The sequence below is a fragment of the Pseudomonas peradeniyensis genome, assembly GCF_014268935.2.
GTDB classification, from domain to species: Bacteria; Pseudomonadota; Gammaproteobacteria; order Pseudomonadales; family Pseudomonadaceae; genus Aquipseudomonas; species Aquipseudomonas peradeniyensis.
In genome coordinates, this window is record NZ_JABWRJ020000004.1 from 403924 (window position 1) to 420024 (window position 16101).

11 protein-coding genes are annotated in these 16101 nt (G+C 63.7%); 3 read left to right on the top strand and 8 right to left on the bottom strand.

The window, feature by feature from the left end:
* Positions 1-6: 6 nt before the first annotated feature.
* On the bottom strand, positions 7-1338 hold the full coding sequence (locus HU751_RS22035) for an McrB family protein (RefSeq protein WP_186733079.1): 1332 nt from the start codon (positions 1336-1338) through the stop codon (positions 7-9).
* Positions 1339-1693: 355 nt separating this feature from the next.
* Here HU751_RS22035 and HU751_RS22040 point away from each other — a divergent pair, with 355 nt between their 5' ends.
* Positions 1694-3028, top strand: a complete 1335-nt coding sequence (locus HU751_RS22040; RefSeq protein WP_186733077.1) for an MFS transporter — start codon at positions 1694-1696, stop codon at positions 3026-3028.
* 114 nt (positions 3029-3142) lie between these two features.
* Here HU751_RS22040 and katG read toward each other — a convergent pair whose 3' ends face one another.
* The gene (gene katG / locus HU751_RS22045) at positions 3143-5377 is read right to left on the bottom strand and encodes a catalase/peroxidase HPI (protein ID WP_186733076.1); all 2235 of its coding nucleotides are present in this window, start codon (positions 5375-5377) and stop codon (positions 3143-3145) included.
* Between the two features lie 287 nt (positions 5378-5664).
* Positions 5665-6933 carry a PDDEXK-like family protein gene (locus tag HU751_RS22050; RefSeq protein ID WP_186733074.1) on the bottom strand — a complete coding sequence of 423 codons (1269 nt, stop codon included), beginning with the start codon at positions 6931-6933 and terminating at the stop codon, positions 5665-5667.
* 222 nt (positions 6934-7155) lie between these two features.
* Between HU751_RS22050 and HU751_RS22055 the strand changes: the two genes are divergently transcribed.
* On the top strand, positions 7156-7788 hold the full coding sequence (locus HU751_RS22055) for a hypothetical protein (RefSeq protein WP_186733073.1): 633 nt from the start codon (positions 7156-7158) through the stop codon (positions 7786-7788).
* A gap of 202 nt (positions 7789-7990) precedes the next feature.
* Here the strand turns inward: HU751_RS22055 and HU751_RS22060 are convergent, their stop codons facing one another.
* The 5 genes from HU751_RS22060 to HU751_RS22080 all read right to left on the bottom strand — a co-directional run bounded on the left by HU751_RS22060 (position 7991) and on the right by HU751_RS22080 (position 14170).
* Positions 7991-9403: a DOPA decarboxylase gene (locus HU751_RS22060; protein ID WP_186733071.1), complete on the bottom strand. Its 1413-nt coding sequence runs from the start codon at positions 9401-9403 to the stop codon at positions 7991-7993.
* A 184-nt stretch (positions 9404-9587) separates the two neighbouring features.
* Complete coding sequence (locus HU751_RS22065) at positions 9588-10532, bottom strand: LysR family transcriptional regulator (RefSeq protein WP_186733069.1); 945 nt, start codon at positions 10530-10532, stop codon at positions 9588-9590.
* 86 nt (positions 10533-10618) lie between these two features.
* Positions 10619-11329 (bottom strand): YebC/PmpR family DNA-binding transcriptional regulator, encoded by a 711-nt coding sequence (locus HU751_RS22070; RefSeq protein ID WP_186733067.1) that lies wholly within the window; start codon positions 11327-11329, stop codon positions 10619-10621.
* Between the two features lie 118 nt (positions 11330-11447).
* Entirely contained in the window at positions 11448-12839 is a 1392-nt protein-coding gene (locus HU751_RS22075; RefSeq protein ID WP_186733065.1) for an FAD-dependent oxidoreductase, read from the bottom strand.
* 14 nt (positions 12840-12853) lie between these two features.
* Positions 12854-14170, bottom strand: coding sequence for an MFS transporter (locus HU751_RS22080; protein WP_186733064.1), 1317 nt, complete (start codon positions 14168-14170; stop codon positions 12854-12856).
* Positions 14171-14415: 245 nt separating this feature from the next.
* On the opposite strand from HU751_RS22080, the gene HU751_RS22085 reads away from it, so the two are divergent.
* A complete protein-coding gene (locus tag HU751_RS22085; RefSeq protein WP_186733062.1) occupies positions 14416-15285 on the top strand; it encodes a LysR substrate-binding domain-containing protein in 870 nt (289 codons plus the stop codon).
* Positions 15286-16101: the final 816 nt, after the last annotated feature.

Consider the following 16101-nt stretch of genomic DNA (forward strand, 5'->3'; position numbering starts at 1 on the left):
CCTGGCTCAAGACTCCTCGCCTTTGGCATCAGCTGAAGGAAGCTTCATCAGTTTGCCGATGAAGGTATCGAGCCGATCAACGAACTGGTCGAACGTGCGCAACGTCTGTCGATTCATGCCGACCAACTCCGCAAGAGGCGTCTTGTCGCGCGCGTAGACATTGTCCCAAAGGTAGAGGCACAACTTGCCGGCGATATCGGCTCGCTGAATACAAGGCTCATCGACTTCCGCCTCCAGCTCCTGCAACGCCTCCAGGAACTTCAGGATGGTAAGCCCTTTACTACCAGCTTCCGCCTTGGTCAGGTAGTACGGATAGGCGCCGGTGCCTTCGGAAAGAATGGACTTGAACTTGCGCGTGGCGCCCTCATCGTAGCCGGCCAGTTTCAGGATCCTGTCCTGCGTCGCCTTGCTGCAGTTTCTGGTGAATGCCAAGACGTTGTTTTCGAACGACGCACTGTTATCACCTCCGGCCCCAGGCTCCGTGACTCTGTTGGCAAGTGATCGCAGCCTGTTCCAGGCATCTGCGTCCTGAAGCTCGTGTACCTTGCCTTTGCGGGGCGGGCGCGCCTTGATGAACCATGGCCCGACCAGCTTGTCATCCAGTTGGGGGGCCGTGCAGGTCTTGCGGATATAGTCATTCAACGCCTCGAGAAATGCCTCCCAGCGAACGGGGTCGGCCGACGGAATCAAGGCATCGGCCTGGATACGCTCATCGGGCGACTTGCCCAGATGCACACGACAAAACTCGAAATGCCAGCGGCGCTTGAATGCCGAGTCCATGAAGAAGATCGACTCGTCACTGGTGTTCATGGTGCCGATCATATGCAGGTTCGGCGGCAACATGAGCCGGTTGTGCTCCAGCTCCTCGCGCAGTTTCTGCTGCAGATTGCTTTGCGTGGTAGTGGCGGCGCCCATTGAGGCCTTCAATGCCGAGCAGATCACCTCGGACACGGTGGTCGAATAGCTCGACCATCCCTCATCGTCCCTGTCCAGCAATTGGAAGATATCGCCGAAGATCTCAGCGCAGTTGCCCCGGTTGATCTCGTCGATCAACAACAACACCTTCCCGGGCGTTTCTTTTTCCAACTCGGCATACGCACGCGTCAGTGCCTGGATCAGCGGGCCGGCATGCACCCTGTACTCGATCCGATGGTCAGCGTTAGTCAGGGGAAGCACCCGGGCGACGAACTCGCCATAGCTGTACTCAGGATGAAAGGTGACAGGGATGATGTTCTGGTCGTCGGCACCCAGCTCACGAGCCTTGTACTTTCGGGCGCGATGGCTCTTGCTGGTGCCCGGTGGGCCAAACAGAATCAATTGATGGGGAACCGATGCCATGTCGACCTCTTTCCATGAGTAGGTGGCCACCCGCCAGAAACCTGTCAGGCAGACCAGAAATTGATTGCCCGCCAAATTACCATCAAAGTGCCACCAGCCAAACCCATCAGGTATCCGCAATTCGCCACCCTAGAGCGCTCGCGCCCCCTGAACGGCCCTTTCCTCGATCTTCCGGGCGAGAACCGATGCAAGTGCTCCGGCCGTTGTGCCCCAGGTGTGGTCGTAACGGATAACCCGATGTCGTCTACGACAAAGCCTCCACCTCTTGCCGCTTGTCTACTGGTCCGAGAACAACGACGGCGCACCCCGAGCGCGCCGCATCCGCCCAGTCTGCCCAGCGCAACGGAGAGCATCCATGTCCACCCCCCATGAGGTCCCGCCCGCCACCTTGCGGCGGGTGATCGCCGCCTCGGCCATCGGCAATTTCGTCGAATGGTTCGACTTCGCCGTCTACGGTTTTCTCGCCACGCTGATCGCCAGCCAGTTCTTCGCCAGCGAAGACGCCAGTGTCGCCCTGCTCAAGACCTTCGCCGTGTTCGCCGTGGCCTTCGCCCTGCGCCCGCTCGGCGGTATTGTGTTCGGTGCGTTGGGCGACCGGCTCGGACGCAAGCGCATCCTGTCGGTGACCATCCTGCTGATGGCCGGTTCCACCACCCTGATCGGCCTGCTGCCGACCTACGCCAGCATCGGCGTGCTGGCCCCGGTACTGCTCACCCTCGCCCGCTGCCTGCAGGGGTTTTCCGCAGGTGGTGAGTATGCCGGTGCATGCGCCTACCTGATGGAGCACGCGCCACGAGGTCGGCGGGCGTTCTACGGCAGCTTCGTGCCGGTCTCGACATTCAGCGCCTTCGCCTGCGCGGCGGTCATCGCCTACGGCCTGGAGGCAAGCCTTACGCCCGAGGCGATGAATGCCTGGGGCTGGCGCGTGCCGTTCCTGGTGGCCGCGCCCCTGGGCCTGGTGGGCCTGTACCTGCGCTGGCGCATGGAAGAGACCCCGGCGTTTCGCCAGGCGCTGGCCGAAGGCAAGGCACACGCGCACTCGCCGCTGGGCGATACCCTGCGCCACCACGGCCGCACCATCCGCAACCTGGGGGCGTTCATCTCGCTGACCGCGTTGTCGTTCTACATGTTCACCACCTACTTCGCCACCTACCTGCAGACAGTCGGCCACCTCAGTCGCGCCCAGGCGCTGCTGGTCTCGACCGTGGCCCTGCTGTTCGCCGCTGCCGGCTGTCCGCTGGCGGGTGCCTTCAGCGACCGCGTCGGCCGGCGCCGGACCATCGGCTTCACCTGCCTGTGGGTGATGCTCGCGGTGTTCCCCGCCTACTGGCTGGCCAGTTCCGGTTCGCTGTCGGGGGCATTGCTGGGGGTGATCCTGCTGGCCATCGGCGCCCTGATGAGCGGCGTGGTCACCGCCGCGCTACTGTCGGAATGCTTCCCCACCCGCAGCCGCTACACGGCCTCGGCGATCACCTACAACGTCGCCTACACCCTGTTCGGCGGCACCGCGCCGCTGGTGGCGACCTGGCTGATCGAACAGAGCGGCAGCCGCCTGGCACCGGCGTTCTACCTGGTGGTGATTGCCTTGCTGGCATTGGTGGGTGGGTTGGCCTTGCCGGAAACCTCGCAGGCCTCATTGCATGAGGACACCCCAGGCAGCGACCAGCCTGGGGTGTCGCAGGACCTGTAGCTGATTGTCCTGCGGCTTCTCGTGGGAGCGGGCTTGCCCCGCGATGGGCCATCAACCGTTCAGGCCATCATCGCGGGGCAAGCCCGCTCCCACGAACATCTCCCACGCTTTTCCTCAGGCCAGGTCGAACCTGTCCAGCTCCATGACTTTCACCCACGCCGCCACGAAGTCCTTGACGAACTTGTCCTTGGCGTCACTGCTGCCATACACCTCACTCAAGGCACGCAGTTGCGCATGGGAGCCGAACACCAGGTCGACCCGGCTGGCAGTCCATTTCACCTGACCGGTCTTGCGGTCACGGCCTTCGAACGCCTCGTTGTCCGCCGAGGTCGGTTTCCACTCCACGCCCATGTCCAGCAGGTTGCGGAAGAAGTCGTTGCTGAGCACGCCGACCTTGTCGGTGAACACGCCGTCCTTGCTGCCGCCATGGTTGGCGCCGAGCACCCGCAGGCCGCCGATCAGCACGGTAAGCTCCGGGGCGGTGAGGGTCAGCAACTGGGCCTTGTCCAGCAGCAGCTTCTCGGCCTTGACGCTGTAGCGGGCCTTGCTGAAGTTACGGAAACCGTCGGCCAGCGGCTCGAGCACGGCGAACGACTCGACATCGGTCTGCTCCTGCGAGGCATCCACGCGCCCCGGATGGAAAGGCACGCTGATGTTGTGCCCGGCATCCTTGGCCGCCTTCTCCACCGCCGCGCTGCCGGCCAGCACGATCAGGTCGGCCAGGGAGATCTTGTTACCGCCCTCGCTGCGGATTTTCTCCAGTTCCGTCAGCACCTTGTCCAGGCCCTGGTTCGCCGTCCAGCCGTTCTGCGGAGCCAGGCGCAACCGCGCGCCGTTGGCGCCACCGCGCTTGTCGGAACCGCGGAAGGTCGAGGCCGAGGCCCAGGCGGCGGAAACCAGTTCAGGGACACTCAGCCCCGAAGCCAGCACCTTGGCCTTGAGCGCGGCGATATCGGCGTCGCTCGGCTGAGGGCCGGCCTTGGGCAGCGGGTCCTGCCACAGCAGCTCCTCGTTGGGCATTTCCGGCCCGAGGTAGCGCGCCAGCGGGCCCATGTCGCGGTGGATCAGCTTGTACCAGGCGCGGGCGAAAGCGTCGGCGAGCTGGTCGGGGTTATCCTTGAAACGCCGGGCGATGGGTTCGTAGATGGGGTCGAAACGCAGCGCCAGGTCGGAGGTGAGCATCGACGGCGCGTGCGTCTTGCCGGGATCGTGGGCATCGGGCACGGTCCCTGCACCCTTGCCGTCCTTCGGCCGCCACTGGTGGGCACCGGCCGGGCTCTTGGTCAGCTCCCACTCGAAGTTGAACAGGTTGTTGAGGTACTCGTTGCTCCACTTCGTCGGAGTCGAGGTCCAGATCACTTCCAGGCCACTGGTGATGGTATCGCCGCCCTTGCCGGTACCGAATTTGTTGTGCCAGCCAAAGCCTTGCTGCTCCAGGCCCGCGGCTTCTGGCTCGGCGCCGACATTGTCGGCGGGGCCGGCACCGTGGGTCTTGCCGAAGGCGTGGCCACCGGCGATCAGCGCCACGGTCTCTTCATCGTTCATGGCCATGCGGCCAAAGGTCTCGCGGATGTCCTTGCCCGAGGCGACCGGATCGGGGTTGCCCTCCGGGCCTTCCGGGTTCACATAGATCAGGCCCATCTGCACGGCGGCCAGTGGGTTCTCCAGGTTGCGCTCGCCCGCCAGGTCGCGCCCCTGTTCTTCCGGGCGCTTGGCCGGCTCGGCCACCAGGTCGCCCTTGCCCGGGGCCTCGGCCTTGCCGTAGCGGGTATCACCGCCCAGCCAGACCTTCTCCGAACCCCAGTACACGTCTTCGTCGGGTTCCCACACATCGGCGCGACCACCGGAGAAGCCGAAGGTCTTGAAACCCATGGACTCGAGGGCGACGTTGCCGGTGAGCACGATCAGGTCGGCCCAGGAGATCTTGTTGCCGTACTTCTGCTTGATCGGCCACAGCAGGCGCCGGGCCTTGTCCAGGCTGACGTTGTCCGGCCAGCTGTTGAGCGGGGCGAAGCGCTGCTGGCCGGAGCCGGCGCCGCCACGGCCGTCGCCGATACGGTAGGTGCCGGCGCTGTGCCAGGCCATGCGAATGAACAGCGGGCCATAGTGGCCGAAGTCGGCCGGCCACCAGTCCTGTGAATCGGTCATCAAGGCGCTCAGGTCATTTTTCAGGGCCTTGAAGTCAAGGCTCTTGAACGCCTTGGCGTAGTCGAAGTCCGGGTCCATGGGGTCGGACTTGCTGGAGTGCTGGTGGAGGATCTTCAGGTTGAGCTGGTCAGGCCACCAGTCACGGTTGCTGGTGCCGCCACCGGCGGTCTGATGGAACGGGCATTTCGATTCGTTCGCCATCTGCTTCTACCTTTCGGGTCGGTTCAATTCAGATTTCCGGGCGTTCTTGTATTTTCGCTGCCAGGTGTTGGAACAGGTGCGCCCGAAAGCGCGCCACTCCTCATCAGTTGTGGCCGGGCACGCCTGTGCACCGGCTTTTCGCGGAACCAGCAGAAAGACTAGCCGAGCCTGGGCAGAGGTCTAATAGAGGCACTATCTGAACGTGATAGACGAAACATTTCAAAGGCTGGTCGCAGCAGTCAGCATAGCGCCATGCCGACCGGGTCGACATGGCATTGAGGCCGCCATCAGGCGTGCAGAGCATCCCTCAACTGCTCGGAAACACTGGCGACCTTGGCGACCAGTTCGGCGATCGACAGTTCCGTGTCCAGAATCACCTTGCGTCTGCCACAGTGGGAATGTGTCGAGAACTTTTCGTCGAACCGCTGCAAACGCTCGCGTAATTCAATCTCGGTGGCCAAGGCAATGTATTCGGTCTCGAATACCAGTGCGGCGGAATACTTCGAGCGCCCGGCATCGACGCATTTGATCTCGAGAAATACGGGCCAGCAATCATCGGCAATGAACCTCGCCGCGCCGCTGGGGCATAGCCACAGGTTTGTCCTGCCGACCCGGATCTTGTCACGCTGGACGGCGTCTACCCTGGCGACAAGGATTTCCTTTACTGCGGCCATACCGCGCGTTTCACGCAACAGTGACAGAATGGACTTGTTCTGCAACATGAACATGATTTCAGCGCTGCAGCGGCTTTCAAGCCAGTATCGCTCGATTCGGCCCGCTGACATGTCCAGCAAATGTCGAATGCTGGCGCCATGTTCCTCCTGAAGGGCGGTAACGATAGTCAGTGCCTTGGTGAACGCCGGACTTTGCCAATCGGTTTGCCGGTTGCAATAACTCACGACCATTCGGGCCGCCTCGTTACCTCTTTCAAACTGCAGCAAGGCCCTATTCGCCGCCCCCTTTAGCCATCCATAACCCAGATAGAGCCAAAAACCCTGGTACGGCCGGCGACCGAAACCCTCGGCATCGTACTCTCGGTCTAGCGCGATGAAGACATTCCTGTAGTCCTTGAGGTGAGGCGTGCGCGCCACCAGGTTATTCCAGCTGGACCGATAACGTTCAAGCTGTTCCGAAGTATGCGTGGCTTGAGATTTGTTCTCGATCAACAATACAAAATTGTTAACCGGGTCGATAACGAACAGATCGACACGATCCGCTGCGCTCATCCCCAATTCACGGGCGATAAATACCGAGCCAAAGTTTGCGGTGCGAATACGCGACGGAGGCCAATCTTCGAAGAACTTTGCCGTCGTGCTTCTACCGTCCAGCCAAGGCCAGGCATTTTCGGCAGTCTCCTGAGCGCCTAGCAGCAAGTCGCGTATCACCATGTCACCCTGGCCATGGCCTTCCCGAGGATCCAACAACCATGCCAGCAGATCGGAATGCTGATTCTCGCTCAAGGAAATCACGTCGAGGATGTCCTCGCCGGTCCTGAGGACATCGCAGAGTTCCGTCAATTTCGGATCACGGAAAAATAGTTCTAATGCTTCATCCATGGCGCTTACTTATCCACTTTCCCTTATTGATTGAACGGGCCTTGAGCTGCTTGCCTCGATGCGGCATTATCGGCCCTCCGGCGTAATTCCACTCACCCTGCAGGCGCAGTAGATCCAAGGATTATCGGCCATCATCGGAAAAGCTTTAAGCAGCATCCAGATTGATCTCCGTGAGGACGATGCGGCGTCACCCCAAACAACTAGAGCACCCGGGGCTACCCTATGGACATCGAAAATATAAAAACGATTGCAATTTTAATCGGCACCGCCGTAGGATTCGTGAGTCTCTTATTTACGACCTACAAGATCGTACGCGACTTGGCAACAAGCAACAAATCGCGCCTGAAGGAAGATTACCGGTTTGCCCGGGAATTCCTGAAAGACTTGGACGATAAAAACCTTCACAATTTAGCCAAAGACCGTGGCTTATACGCCATTGCGGGCACAGACAGCATGAACATTGCTGATATCACATACTTACTACAGCTGAGCAACGCCGACCGATGCATAAAGGATTATACACTCGCCTACCGCTTTGTAGAGTACGACGACAAAAGAGATCGAATCAGCTTTAGAAAAAAATACCAGATACCTTCCAGCCGACGCTGGCGAAAACTGCTGTATATGGGGGGTTACGTTTTTTTCGCGATGCTTGCCATCCTGCCTTTCTGGCTAACCAGTTTTACTATCAAGCTTCTCCCACTCGCCATTTTCACCCTTCCGTCGTTTGGTCTGCTAGCTGCAGAGTCAGCACGTAACTTCATCAAGCTCAAACGGGGGGAAGCACTCGTTTCCGAACAAAGCAAACATACCGAGCTTATTGCCATCGACGCCAACCGGCGCAAGACTGCTTGAGCCAATTGCCAACTGTACTCAAAGATAGTTGAGTGCAAGTGTCCTGCCTCGGAAATACGTTCTCTTTTGGCGAGTGGCTTGGGTATTCGGCCAAGGCGCCGCGACGAGTCATAGCAGGGCTATGGCGAGGAGTGGCAACGCCGGCCGGGCGCCCAAGATGCCGCCAAAGGTGAACAGCTTATATCCGAGACAGGACACTAGTTCACGCGTTTACGACCGACTGCAAACTCTGCCACAAACGCTCGACATCCCTGCGCTCGGTCGGCAGCGCCCCTACCGAAACCCGCACCATCCAGCGCCCGTCGAGGGTCGCCGGGGTCACGTAGGCATCGCCTGAGGCGTTGAGGCGCTCGGCCCAGGCGCGGGTGTGGGCATCCAGCGCCTCGCCCTCGAGGCCCGTCGGGCGATGACGGATGCACAGGGTCTGCAATTGCACCGGCGCCAGCACCTCCCACTGCGGCGACGCCTCGACCTGCCCGGCCAGCCACTGCGCGTTCTCAAGGTCGCGACGCAGGCGTTGCTGCAGGGCCTCGACCCCTTCGCTACGCAGCATGAACCACAGTTTCAGCGCACGGAACCGGCGACCCAGGGGGATGCCCCAGTCGCGCAGGTTCTTTACCTCGCCATCGACCGCCGACTGCAGGTAGCTGGGGTTGGTGCTCATCACCCGGATCAGGTGCTGCGGATCGCGCACGTAGTAGATCGAGCAGTCGAAGGCCACGCCCAGCCATTTGTGGGCGTTGACCACCACCGAGTCGGCCAGCTCGATGCCGTCCCACATCCAGCGGCACTCAGGAAGGATCATCGCCGAGCCGGCCATGGCCGAGTCCACGTGCAGCCACAGCTGCTTGGCCTGGGCGATCTCGCCGATCGGCCGCAGCGGGTCCAGCGCGGTAGTGGTGGTGGTGCCGGTGGTGGCGACCACGGCGCAGGGCTGGTTGCCGGCGGCCAGGTCCTGCTCGATGGCGTCGCGCAGCGCTTCAGGACGCATGGCGTAGCGCGCGTCGGTGGGGATCAGGCGGATGTTGTCGCGGCCGAATCCGGCCAGTAGCGCGGCCTTGTCCACCGAGCTGTGGGCGTGGGCACTGACGTAGACGATCAACGGTTTGGCCTGGGCCTGCAGGCCGCCGTGTACCTGGGCGTGGTCGGTGGCGCGCTCGCGGGCGCTGATCAGCGCCACCAGGGTGCTGGTCGAGGCGGTGTCCTGGATCACCCCACTCCACTGCCCGCTCAGGCCCAGCAGCTGGCGCAGCCAGTCGAGGGTGGTTTCCTCCAGCTCGCTCAGGGCCGGGCTGGACTGCCACGACAGGCCGAGCACGCCCAGGCCGGTGCTGAGGAAGTCGCCGAGCACCGACGACAGGGTGCCGTTGGAGGGGAAGTAGCCGTAGAAGTCCGGGTGCTGCCAGTGGGACAGGCCGGGCATCACCAGCTTGTCGACGTCGGCGAGGATGGCTTCGAACGGCTCACCCTGCTGCGGCGCGCCCTCGGGCAACGCGGCCTTGAGGTAGCCCGGCTGGACCTGGGCCATGACCGGACGCTCGCCGACGGTCTGGCGGTAGTCGGCGATCAGGTCGATCAGTTGGTGGCCGTACTGGCGGAATTGTTCTGGGGTCACGGGGGCTCTCCTGTGGATTGTCCGCTGCCTGTGCAGGCCCTTTCGCGGGACAAGCCCGCTCCTACAGGGACCGCGCAATCCTGTAGGAGCGGGCTTGCCCCGCGATGAGGCCGGCACAGGCAACACAATGCCCGCAGTCTAGGCGCCTGCCGGCCCGCGAATAACCCCGCTTCGCGCATAGCTGCTATGGCGAAGGCGCATGCCCACCCTGCACGCCGAACTGCGACTGGCGCCACACCTCGAACACCCGGTTGCGCAACCAGCGGTGCTCGGCCGAGGCCTGCAGGCGCTGGTGCCATACCACCCAGTAGCGCTGGGTGTGGTCAATGAAGCCCATCGGCCGCCAGCTCAGGCCATGCAGCCGCGCCAGTTGCCGGGCGATGTGCTCGGGCACCGTGGCCAGGGCCTGGCCATTACCAAGCACCTGGACCATGGCGCTGAAGAACGGCACCTCCAGGCTGATGCGCCGCTGCAGCCCCTGGGCGCGCAGATGACGGTCGATGAAGCTGTCCTTGTCGCCGCCCCCGGACACCCGCACGTGCTTGAAGGCCAGGTAGTCGTCCTGGCTCAGCTCGGCGCGGACGCTCAGCGGATGGTCATGGCGCATCAGGCACACCGCCCGGTCCTCGCCCAGCAACCGGCCATGCAGGTTGGGCGGCGACTCGTCGAACAGCGTGGTGGCCAGGTCGATCTCGCCGCTGGCGAGCAAGGCGTACTGCCCGGCCTGCCAGGTGCGGTACTCCAGCGACACCCCCGGCGCCTCCTGCTCCAGCACCTTCACCAGCTGCGGCAGCATGTGTTCGGCCACGTAGTCGGAGGCCGCCAGGCAAAAGCGCCGCTCGCAGCGCGCCGGGTCGAACGCCGCGGGCTGGCGCAGGGCGTTGAGCTCCTCCAGCACCTGGCGCAACGGCTCGACCAGCGCCTCGGCGTGTTCGCTGAGCACATAGCCGCGGCCCTGACGCACCAGCAGCGGGTCGTCGAAGGCCTCGCGCAGGCTGGCCAGCTGGCGGCTCAGGGCCGATTGGCTGCAGCCCAGACGCTCAGCGGCGTGGCTGAGGTTCTTCAGTTGCAGGAGGCAGTCGAGGGTACGAAGGTGGGCGAGGCTGAGGGAGGCGAAGGTGGGGGGCATGGCACAGGTCCGGAAATGATCGCGGGGCAAGCCTGCTCCCAAAGATATGCTGGGAGTGGGCTTGCCCCGCGAGGATGACGCTCGGCTCAGTCAGTCAGGCCGACATAGACGTTCTGCACGTCATCGTTCTCGTCGATCGCCTCGAGGAACGCCTCGACCTCGGCCAGGGCCTCGGCGCTCAGGCTGGCGGCGCTCACCGGGTTTTTCGGGGTGTAGCCGATCTTCGCCGACGTCACGGTGAAGCCCTGCTCCGGCAGGGCTTTCTGCACGGCGTCCAGGTCGGTGGTGTCGGTGATGAACAGGGTCGAACCCTCTTCCTCGCCGGCCTCGAAGTCCTGGGCACCGGCTTCGATGGCCGCCATTTCCGGGTCGGCATCACCTTCCGGGGTGGCCTCGATCAGGCCGACATGGTTGAAGTCCCAGGCCACCGAACCGCTGGCGCCCAGTTGACCCTTGCGGAACAGCACGCGAATCTGGGCCACGGTACGGTTGATGTTGTCGGTCAGGCACTCGACGATCAGCGGCACCTGGTGCGGGGCGAAGCCTTCATAGCTGACCGCATGGTACTGCACGGCCTCGCCGTCCAGGCCTGCGCCCTTCTTGATCGCGCGCTCCAGGGTCTCACGGGTCATCGAGGCTTTCTTGGCCTGGATGATCGCCAGGCGCAGGCGCGGGTTCATGTCCGGGTCGGCACCCGACTTGGCCGCGATCTGGATTTCCTTGGACAGCTTGCCCATGACCTTGCCTTTGGCATTGGCCGCTGTTTCTCTATGTTTGGCTTTCCACTGTGCGCCCATATCGACTCTCTTTGTTTCAGCGGCCGGTTCAGGAAGCGACCGGCCTTAAAGTGGGGAGAGTTTATACGCCCTGCGCACCGGGTTCGACAAGAAATCGCGTATCCCGCGTGAGAGCGGGTCAGCCCTTGTCCGCCTTCCCCGCCGCCGCCGCGAACTTCGCCAGGCGCACGTCCAGCCTGCGCGGTCGCACGCCGCGGTCCTCGGCGCGCTCCTTGCGGCGGATGGCGTTGCGCACCAGCAGCGACCCCAGGTAGCGCACCGGCTCCGGCGGGAACTGTCCCAGCGGCCCCTTGACCAGCGGCGAGCGGGTCCAGGCGTTGTCCAGACCCAAGGCCAGCGACGACAGGATCTGCCCGCCCATGTGGCACGGCCCCACCCCGCTGCCGGAGTAGCCGAAGCCATAGAACACATTGCCCTGCCCATCGAGCCGACCGAAGAACGGCAGCCCGGTCACCGAACGGTCCGACGGCCCGTTCCAGCTCGCCGCCAGCGGCACCTCGGCCAGCGCCGGGAAGAACTCGCCCAGGCTCTCGCGCAGCAGTGGCTGGTACGGCGAAGGCTGGTCGAACACCGGCAGCATGCGCCCGCCGTAGGCGAAGGTATTGCCGCCCTTGCCGAGCATCAGCCGGCCATCGGAAGTGTTGTGGTAGTAGTGCACGAAGATCCGCGAGTCGAGCACGCTGACGCCGCTGTCCAGGCCGATCCGGCGCAGCAGCTCGGGGCACGGCTCGGTGATCACCATGTCGCTGGAGACGATCGCCACGCTGCGTTCGAACTGCGGGAAGGCCCGCGCCATCCAGGCATTGAGGCCCAGCACCACGCGGTCGGCGCGGACGGTGCCGGCGCGGGTACGCACCTGCACCGGCGCGCCGTGCTCCAGGCCGGTCATCGCCGTGCCCTCGTGGATGCGCACGCCGCGCTGCAAGGCCACCCGGCGCAGGCCGCGCACCAGCCGCCCCGGCTGCACCGTGGCCGCGGCCGGCGAGTACCAGCCCTCCAGGTGCCGTTCGGAGCCGGCCAGGCGCTGCACCTGCTCCAGCGCCAGGCGCTGGAACGAATTGATACCCTGCTGCTCCAGCGCGGCGATCACCGCATCGGTGCCACCGAGCTGGGCCTGGTTGGTGGCGGTATAGAGCGTGCCGTCCATGCGGTAGTCGCAGCGGATGCCGTTGGCCGCGCAGAACTCGCCGATTGCGCCGATGCTGCGCTCGGACTCGCGCACCAGGCGCACCGCCTCGGCCACCCCGAACAATCGCTCGAGGGTAAAGTACTTGGCCGACCAGGACAGCGCGCAACCTCCGTTGCGCCCGCTGGCCCCGGCGCCGCAGATATCCGCCTCGAGCAGCAACACCTCCAGCTGCGGCGCCTGTTCCTTGATCATCAGCGCGGTCCACAGACCGGTGTAGCCACCACCGACGATGCACACGTCGCAGCGCACGTCACCGGCGAGCGGCGGGCACAGCGCCTCGTCTTCCTGGTCCAGGGCCTGTTGCAGCCAGAAGGGTCTCATCTACTCGCTTTCCTTTAAGTACGCAGTGGCTTGATCGCCATGCTGGTATTGGGTGCCACGTCATTGGCCTGCACGGCGGTCGCTGGTCGGCTGTTCCAGTGCGGCAGCAGCACCAGGGCGGAGAACAGCGCGGTGCCGGCGAAGACGATGAACACCGTGACGCTGTCGAAGTAGCCAGGCAGCAGGCCGCCGAGCACCGCACCCACCGAGCCGCAGCCGTTGACGAAACCGGCCGCGGTGGCGCCGGCCTTGGCCGTGCCGAAGTCGATGGCCGCGGCGCCGCTGATCATCGAGTCCGGGCCGTACAGGGTCAGGCCCATCACGAACAGCAGGGCCACCACCAGCAGCACGCTGCCGCTGTGCATCGCCGCCATGAAGCCGGCCAGGGTCAGGGTCAGCAGCACCAGGCTGATCACGCAGGCCGGCATGCGCCGGGCGCCGAACAGCTTGTCCGAGGCCAGGCCGATGAGGATCGGCCCGAGCAGCCCGGCCAGTTCGAAGGCCGTGGGGATGATCGCCGCGCCGACCTTGCCCACCGACGGCATTTGCTCGAAGACGATCACCGGGCCCCATAGCAGGATGGCGTAGCGCGCCGGTTTGAGCATGAAGTAGGCCAGGCCCAGGGTCAGCACCGTGCGGTTACGCAGGATCTCGCGCAACGGTGCCCAGACGCTGCACAGGTTCGCCCCCGGCGCCATACTCTGCGGCTCGGGCTCCACCGCCGGCAGGCCGACGTCCTCGGGCTTGTTGCGCTGAAAAATGAAGAACAGCACCGCTACCGCGGCCACCACCACGGCGCTGGAGAAGAACGCCGCATGCCAGGTGCCGACCAGGGTGTAGGCCCACCAGCCGGCGAACGGCGAGGCCACCAGGCCACCGAAGGCGTAGCACGAACTCCACAGTCCCAGCACCCGTCCGCGCTGGGAGGCGGGGAAGAAACTGCCGATGTTCTTGCACAGCCCCGCCCAGCCTGTGGACTGCGCCAGCCCCTGGATCAGCATGCAGCTGGCGAAGATCGGGAAGGTCGCGTAGCTGCCCATCACCACTGCGGCGGCCGCCGAGATCAGCAACCCGCCCAGCACCACCACGCGGGGGCCAAAACGGTCGGCGAGCATGCCCCAGGTGAACTGGCCCACGGCGTAGGCGGCCAGGTAGATCGCGTCGAGGTTGGCCATGGCGGCCTTGTCGAGCATGAAATTCGGATCCTCGCCGATGCCGAGCTTGGCCACCGAGAAGGCCTTGCGGGTGAAGTAGAAGGCGGCATAGGCCAGCCAGGTGATTGCGAAGATCTGCACGCGCCAGCGCTTGATGGCGCCCAGGGATTGATTCATTGACTCTGACCTCTTGCTTGAGTGTGCCGGCAGAATGTGAAGAAACGCCTGTCTTGTTGTTGTGTTGCGCACTGCGTGACGGAGGGACGTCACCTGGTCAGATGGCGGTGGTGTCGCCATGGCCGACATGGCGCCGCTCGTGGCGGCGTGGTCGGGTTGAAACACATGGAAACAGCTGCTGATTGATAAATAAAATCGATTTATCGTATTTCACACATAAGCCCAGCTTGTAAGCGGAGTGTTCGATGTCGGTCTCCCATGCTCAACTCAAGGCCTTTCATGCAGTCGCCGAACAGGGCAGCTTCACCCGTGCGGCGCAGAAGCTGTTTTTGACCCAGCCGGCGGTGTCCGATCAGGTGCGCAAGCTCGAGGAGCGCTTCGGCGTGCTGCTGTTCCAGCGCAACAAGCGTTCTGTGCAACTGACCGACCTTGGCGAGCGCCTGCTGGGCGTGACCCAGCGCCTGTTCGCCTGCGAGGCCGAGGCCGTGGAGCTGCTGCAGGACTCCCGCGCCCTGCACACCGGCAGCCTGACCCTGGCGGTGGACGCGCCGGTGCACGTGCTGCCGCAGATCGCCCGGTTCTGCCAGCGCTATCCGGGGATCCAGGTGAAGATCGAGACCGGCAACACCGACGAGTCGCTGGCCCGGCTGTTCAGCTACCAGGCGGACCTGGCCCTGCTCGGGCGCGATGTCGATGACGAGCGGTTGTTCTGCGTGCCGATGCGGCGTGACCCGATGGTGGCGTTCGTTTCGCACAACCATCCGTGGGCCAGCCGCGGGCAGATCAGCCTGGCGGACCTGGACGACACGCCGTTGGTGCTGCGTGAGCCGGGGTCGGTGACGCGGCAGACGCTGGAGGAGGAAATGCAGCGGGCCGGGTTGCGGATTCGGCCGGCGATCCAGGTCGAGGGGCGGGAGGCGGCGCGGGAGGCGGTGGTGGTGGGGATTGGCGTTGGGGTGGTTTCGGCGGCGGAGTTCGGGGCTGATGCGAGGGTTTGTGCTTTGCCGATTGTGGATTGTCGGCGGCATCTGACTGAGACGTTGGTTTGTTTGAGTGAGCAGAGGACGCGGCGGGTGGTGGCTACGTTTTTGGAGATGGTTTTGGAGGGGATTTAGGGCTGGGGGCTGGGGCTGGGGCTGGGTCTGGGTCTGGGTCTATAGTGACTGTTTTGGTTTTTATATGCACATTCGTAGACGATATCGACATTTAGTCACCTTTTCGCCTTTACGGCGACCTACTTTTCTCTAGGGAAAAGTAGGCAAAACCGTTCCGCTCCGTTCATCCGGCCCCTACGCTGCGCTCCGGGGTTCCCTCGCTCCGTTCTTGCTCCCGGGAGGACCGCGCTGAACGCCCCATCCTGGGGCGCAGCGCTTGACGGCCATCCATGGCCGTCACCTCCCTCCGCAAGAACTCCGCTCGGCCTCCTGAAGTCGCAATTGGTGTTGCCTGGGCTATTGCGCGCTTAGAAGCAAGAGCAAGAGCAAGAGCAAGAGCAAGAGCAAGAAGCGCGAAGTTAGAGACCATTAGTTATGTATTGGTTATTCCGGCCCTTTCGCGGGACAAGCCCGCTCCTACAGGGATTTATATAACAGCGACTGTCGTGTAGGAGCGGGCTTGCCCCGCGATACGATCATGAGATTAACTAAAAACCAACTAGCGACAGCTACGCCAGTCCAGACGCCGCCCGTAACTTCGCGACTTCAGGAGGCCGAACGGAGGTCTTGCGGAGGGAGGTGACGGGCATGGATGCCCGTCAAGCGCTGGGGCCCAGGATGGGCCCTGCAGCGCGGTCCTCCCGGGAGCAAGGCCGGAGTGAGGGAACCCGGAGCGAAGCGGAGGGCCGGATGAATGGAGCGCAGCGTTTTTTGGTTACTTTTTGTCGCGTTTGACAAAAAGTGACCCGCCGTTGAACTGACCCCCGAAAGTTGGAC

Coding starts and splice junctions, on each gene's coding strand:
- HU751_RS22075 (WP_186733065.1), bottom strand. CDS start 12,839: ATGAGACCCTTCTGGCTGCAACAGGCCCTGGACCAGGAAGACGAGGCG.
- HU751_RS22080 (WP_186733064.1), bottom strand. CDS start 14,170: ATGAATCAATCCCTGGGCGCCATCAAGCGCTGGCGCGTGCAGATCTTC.
- HU751_RS22065 (WP_186733069.1), bottom strand. CDS start 10,532: ATGCCCCCCACCTTCGCCTCCCTCAGCCTCGCCCACCTTCGTACCCTC.
- HU751_RS22050 (WP_186733074.1), bottom strand. CDS start 6,933: ATGGATGAAGCATTAGAACTATTTTTCCGTGATCCGAAATTGACGGAA.
- HU751_RS22070 (WP_186733067.1), bottom strand. CDS start 11,329: ATGGGCGCACAGTGGAAAGCCAAACATAGAGAAACAGCGGCCAATGCC.
- HU751_RS22055 (WP_186733073.1), top strand. CDS start 7,156: ATGGACATCGAAAATATAAAAACGATTGCAATTTTAATCGGCACCGCC.
- HU751_RS22035 (WP_186733079.1), bottom strand. CDS start 1,338: ATGGCATCGGTTCCCCATCAATTGATTCTGTTTGGCCCACCGGGCACC.
- HU751_RS22040 (WP_186733077.1), top strand. CDS start 1,694: ATGTCCACCCCCCATGAGGTCCCGCCCGCCACCTTGCGGCGGGTGATC.
- HU751_RS22085 (WP_186733062.1), top strand. CDS start 14,416: ATGTCGGTCTCCCATGCTCAACTCAAGGCCTTTCATGCAGTCGCCGAA.
- katG (WP_186733076.1), bottom strand. CDS start 5,377: ATGGCGAACGAATCGAAATGCCCGTTCCATCAGACCGCCGGTGGCGGC.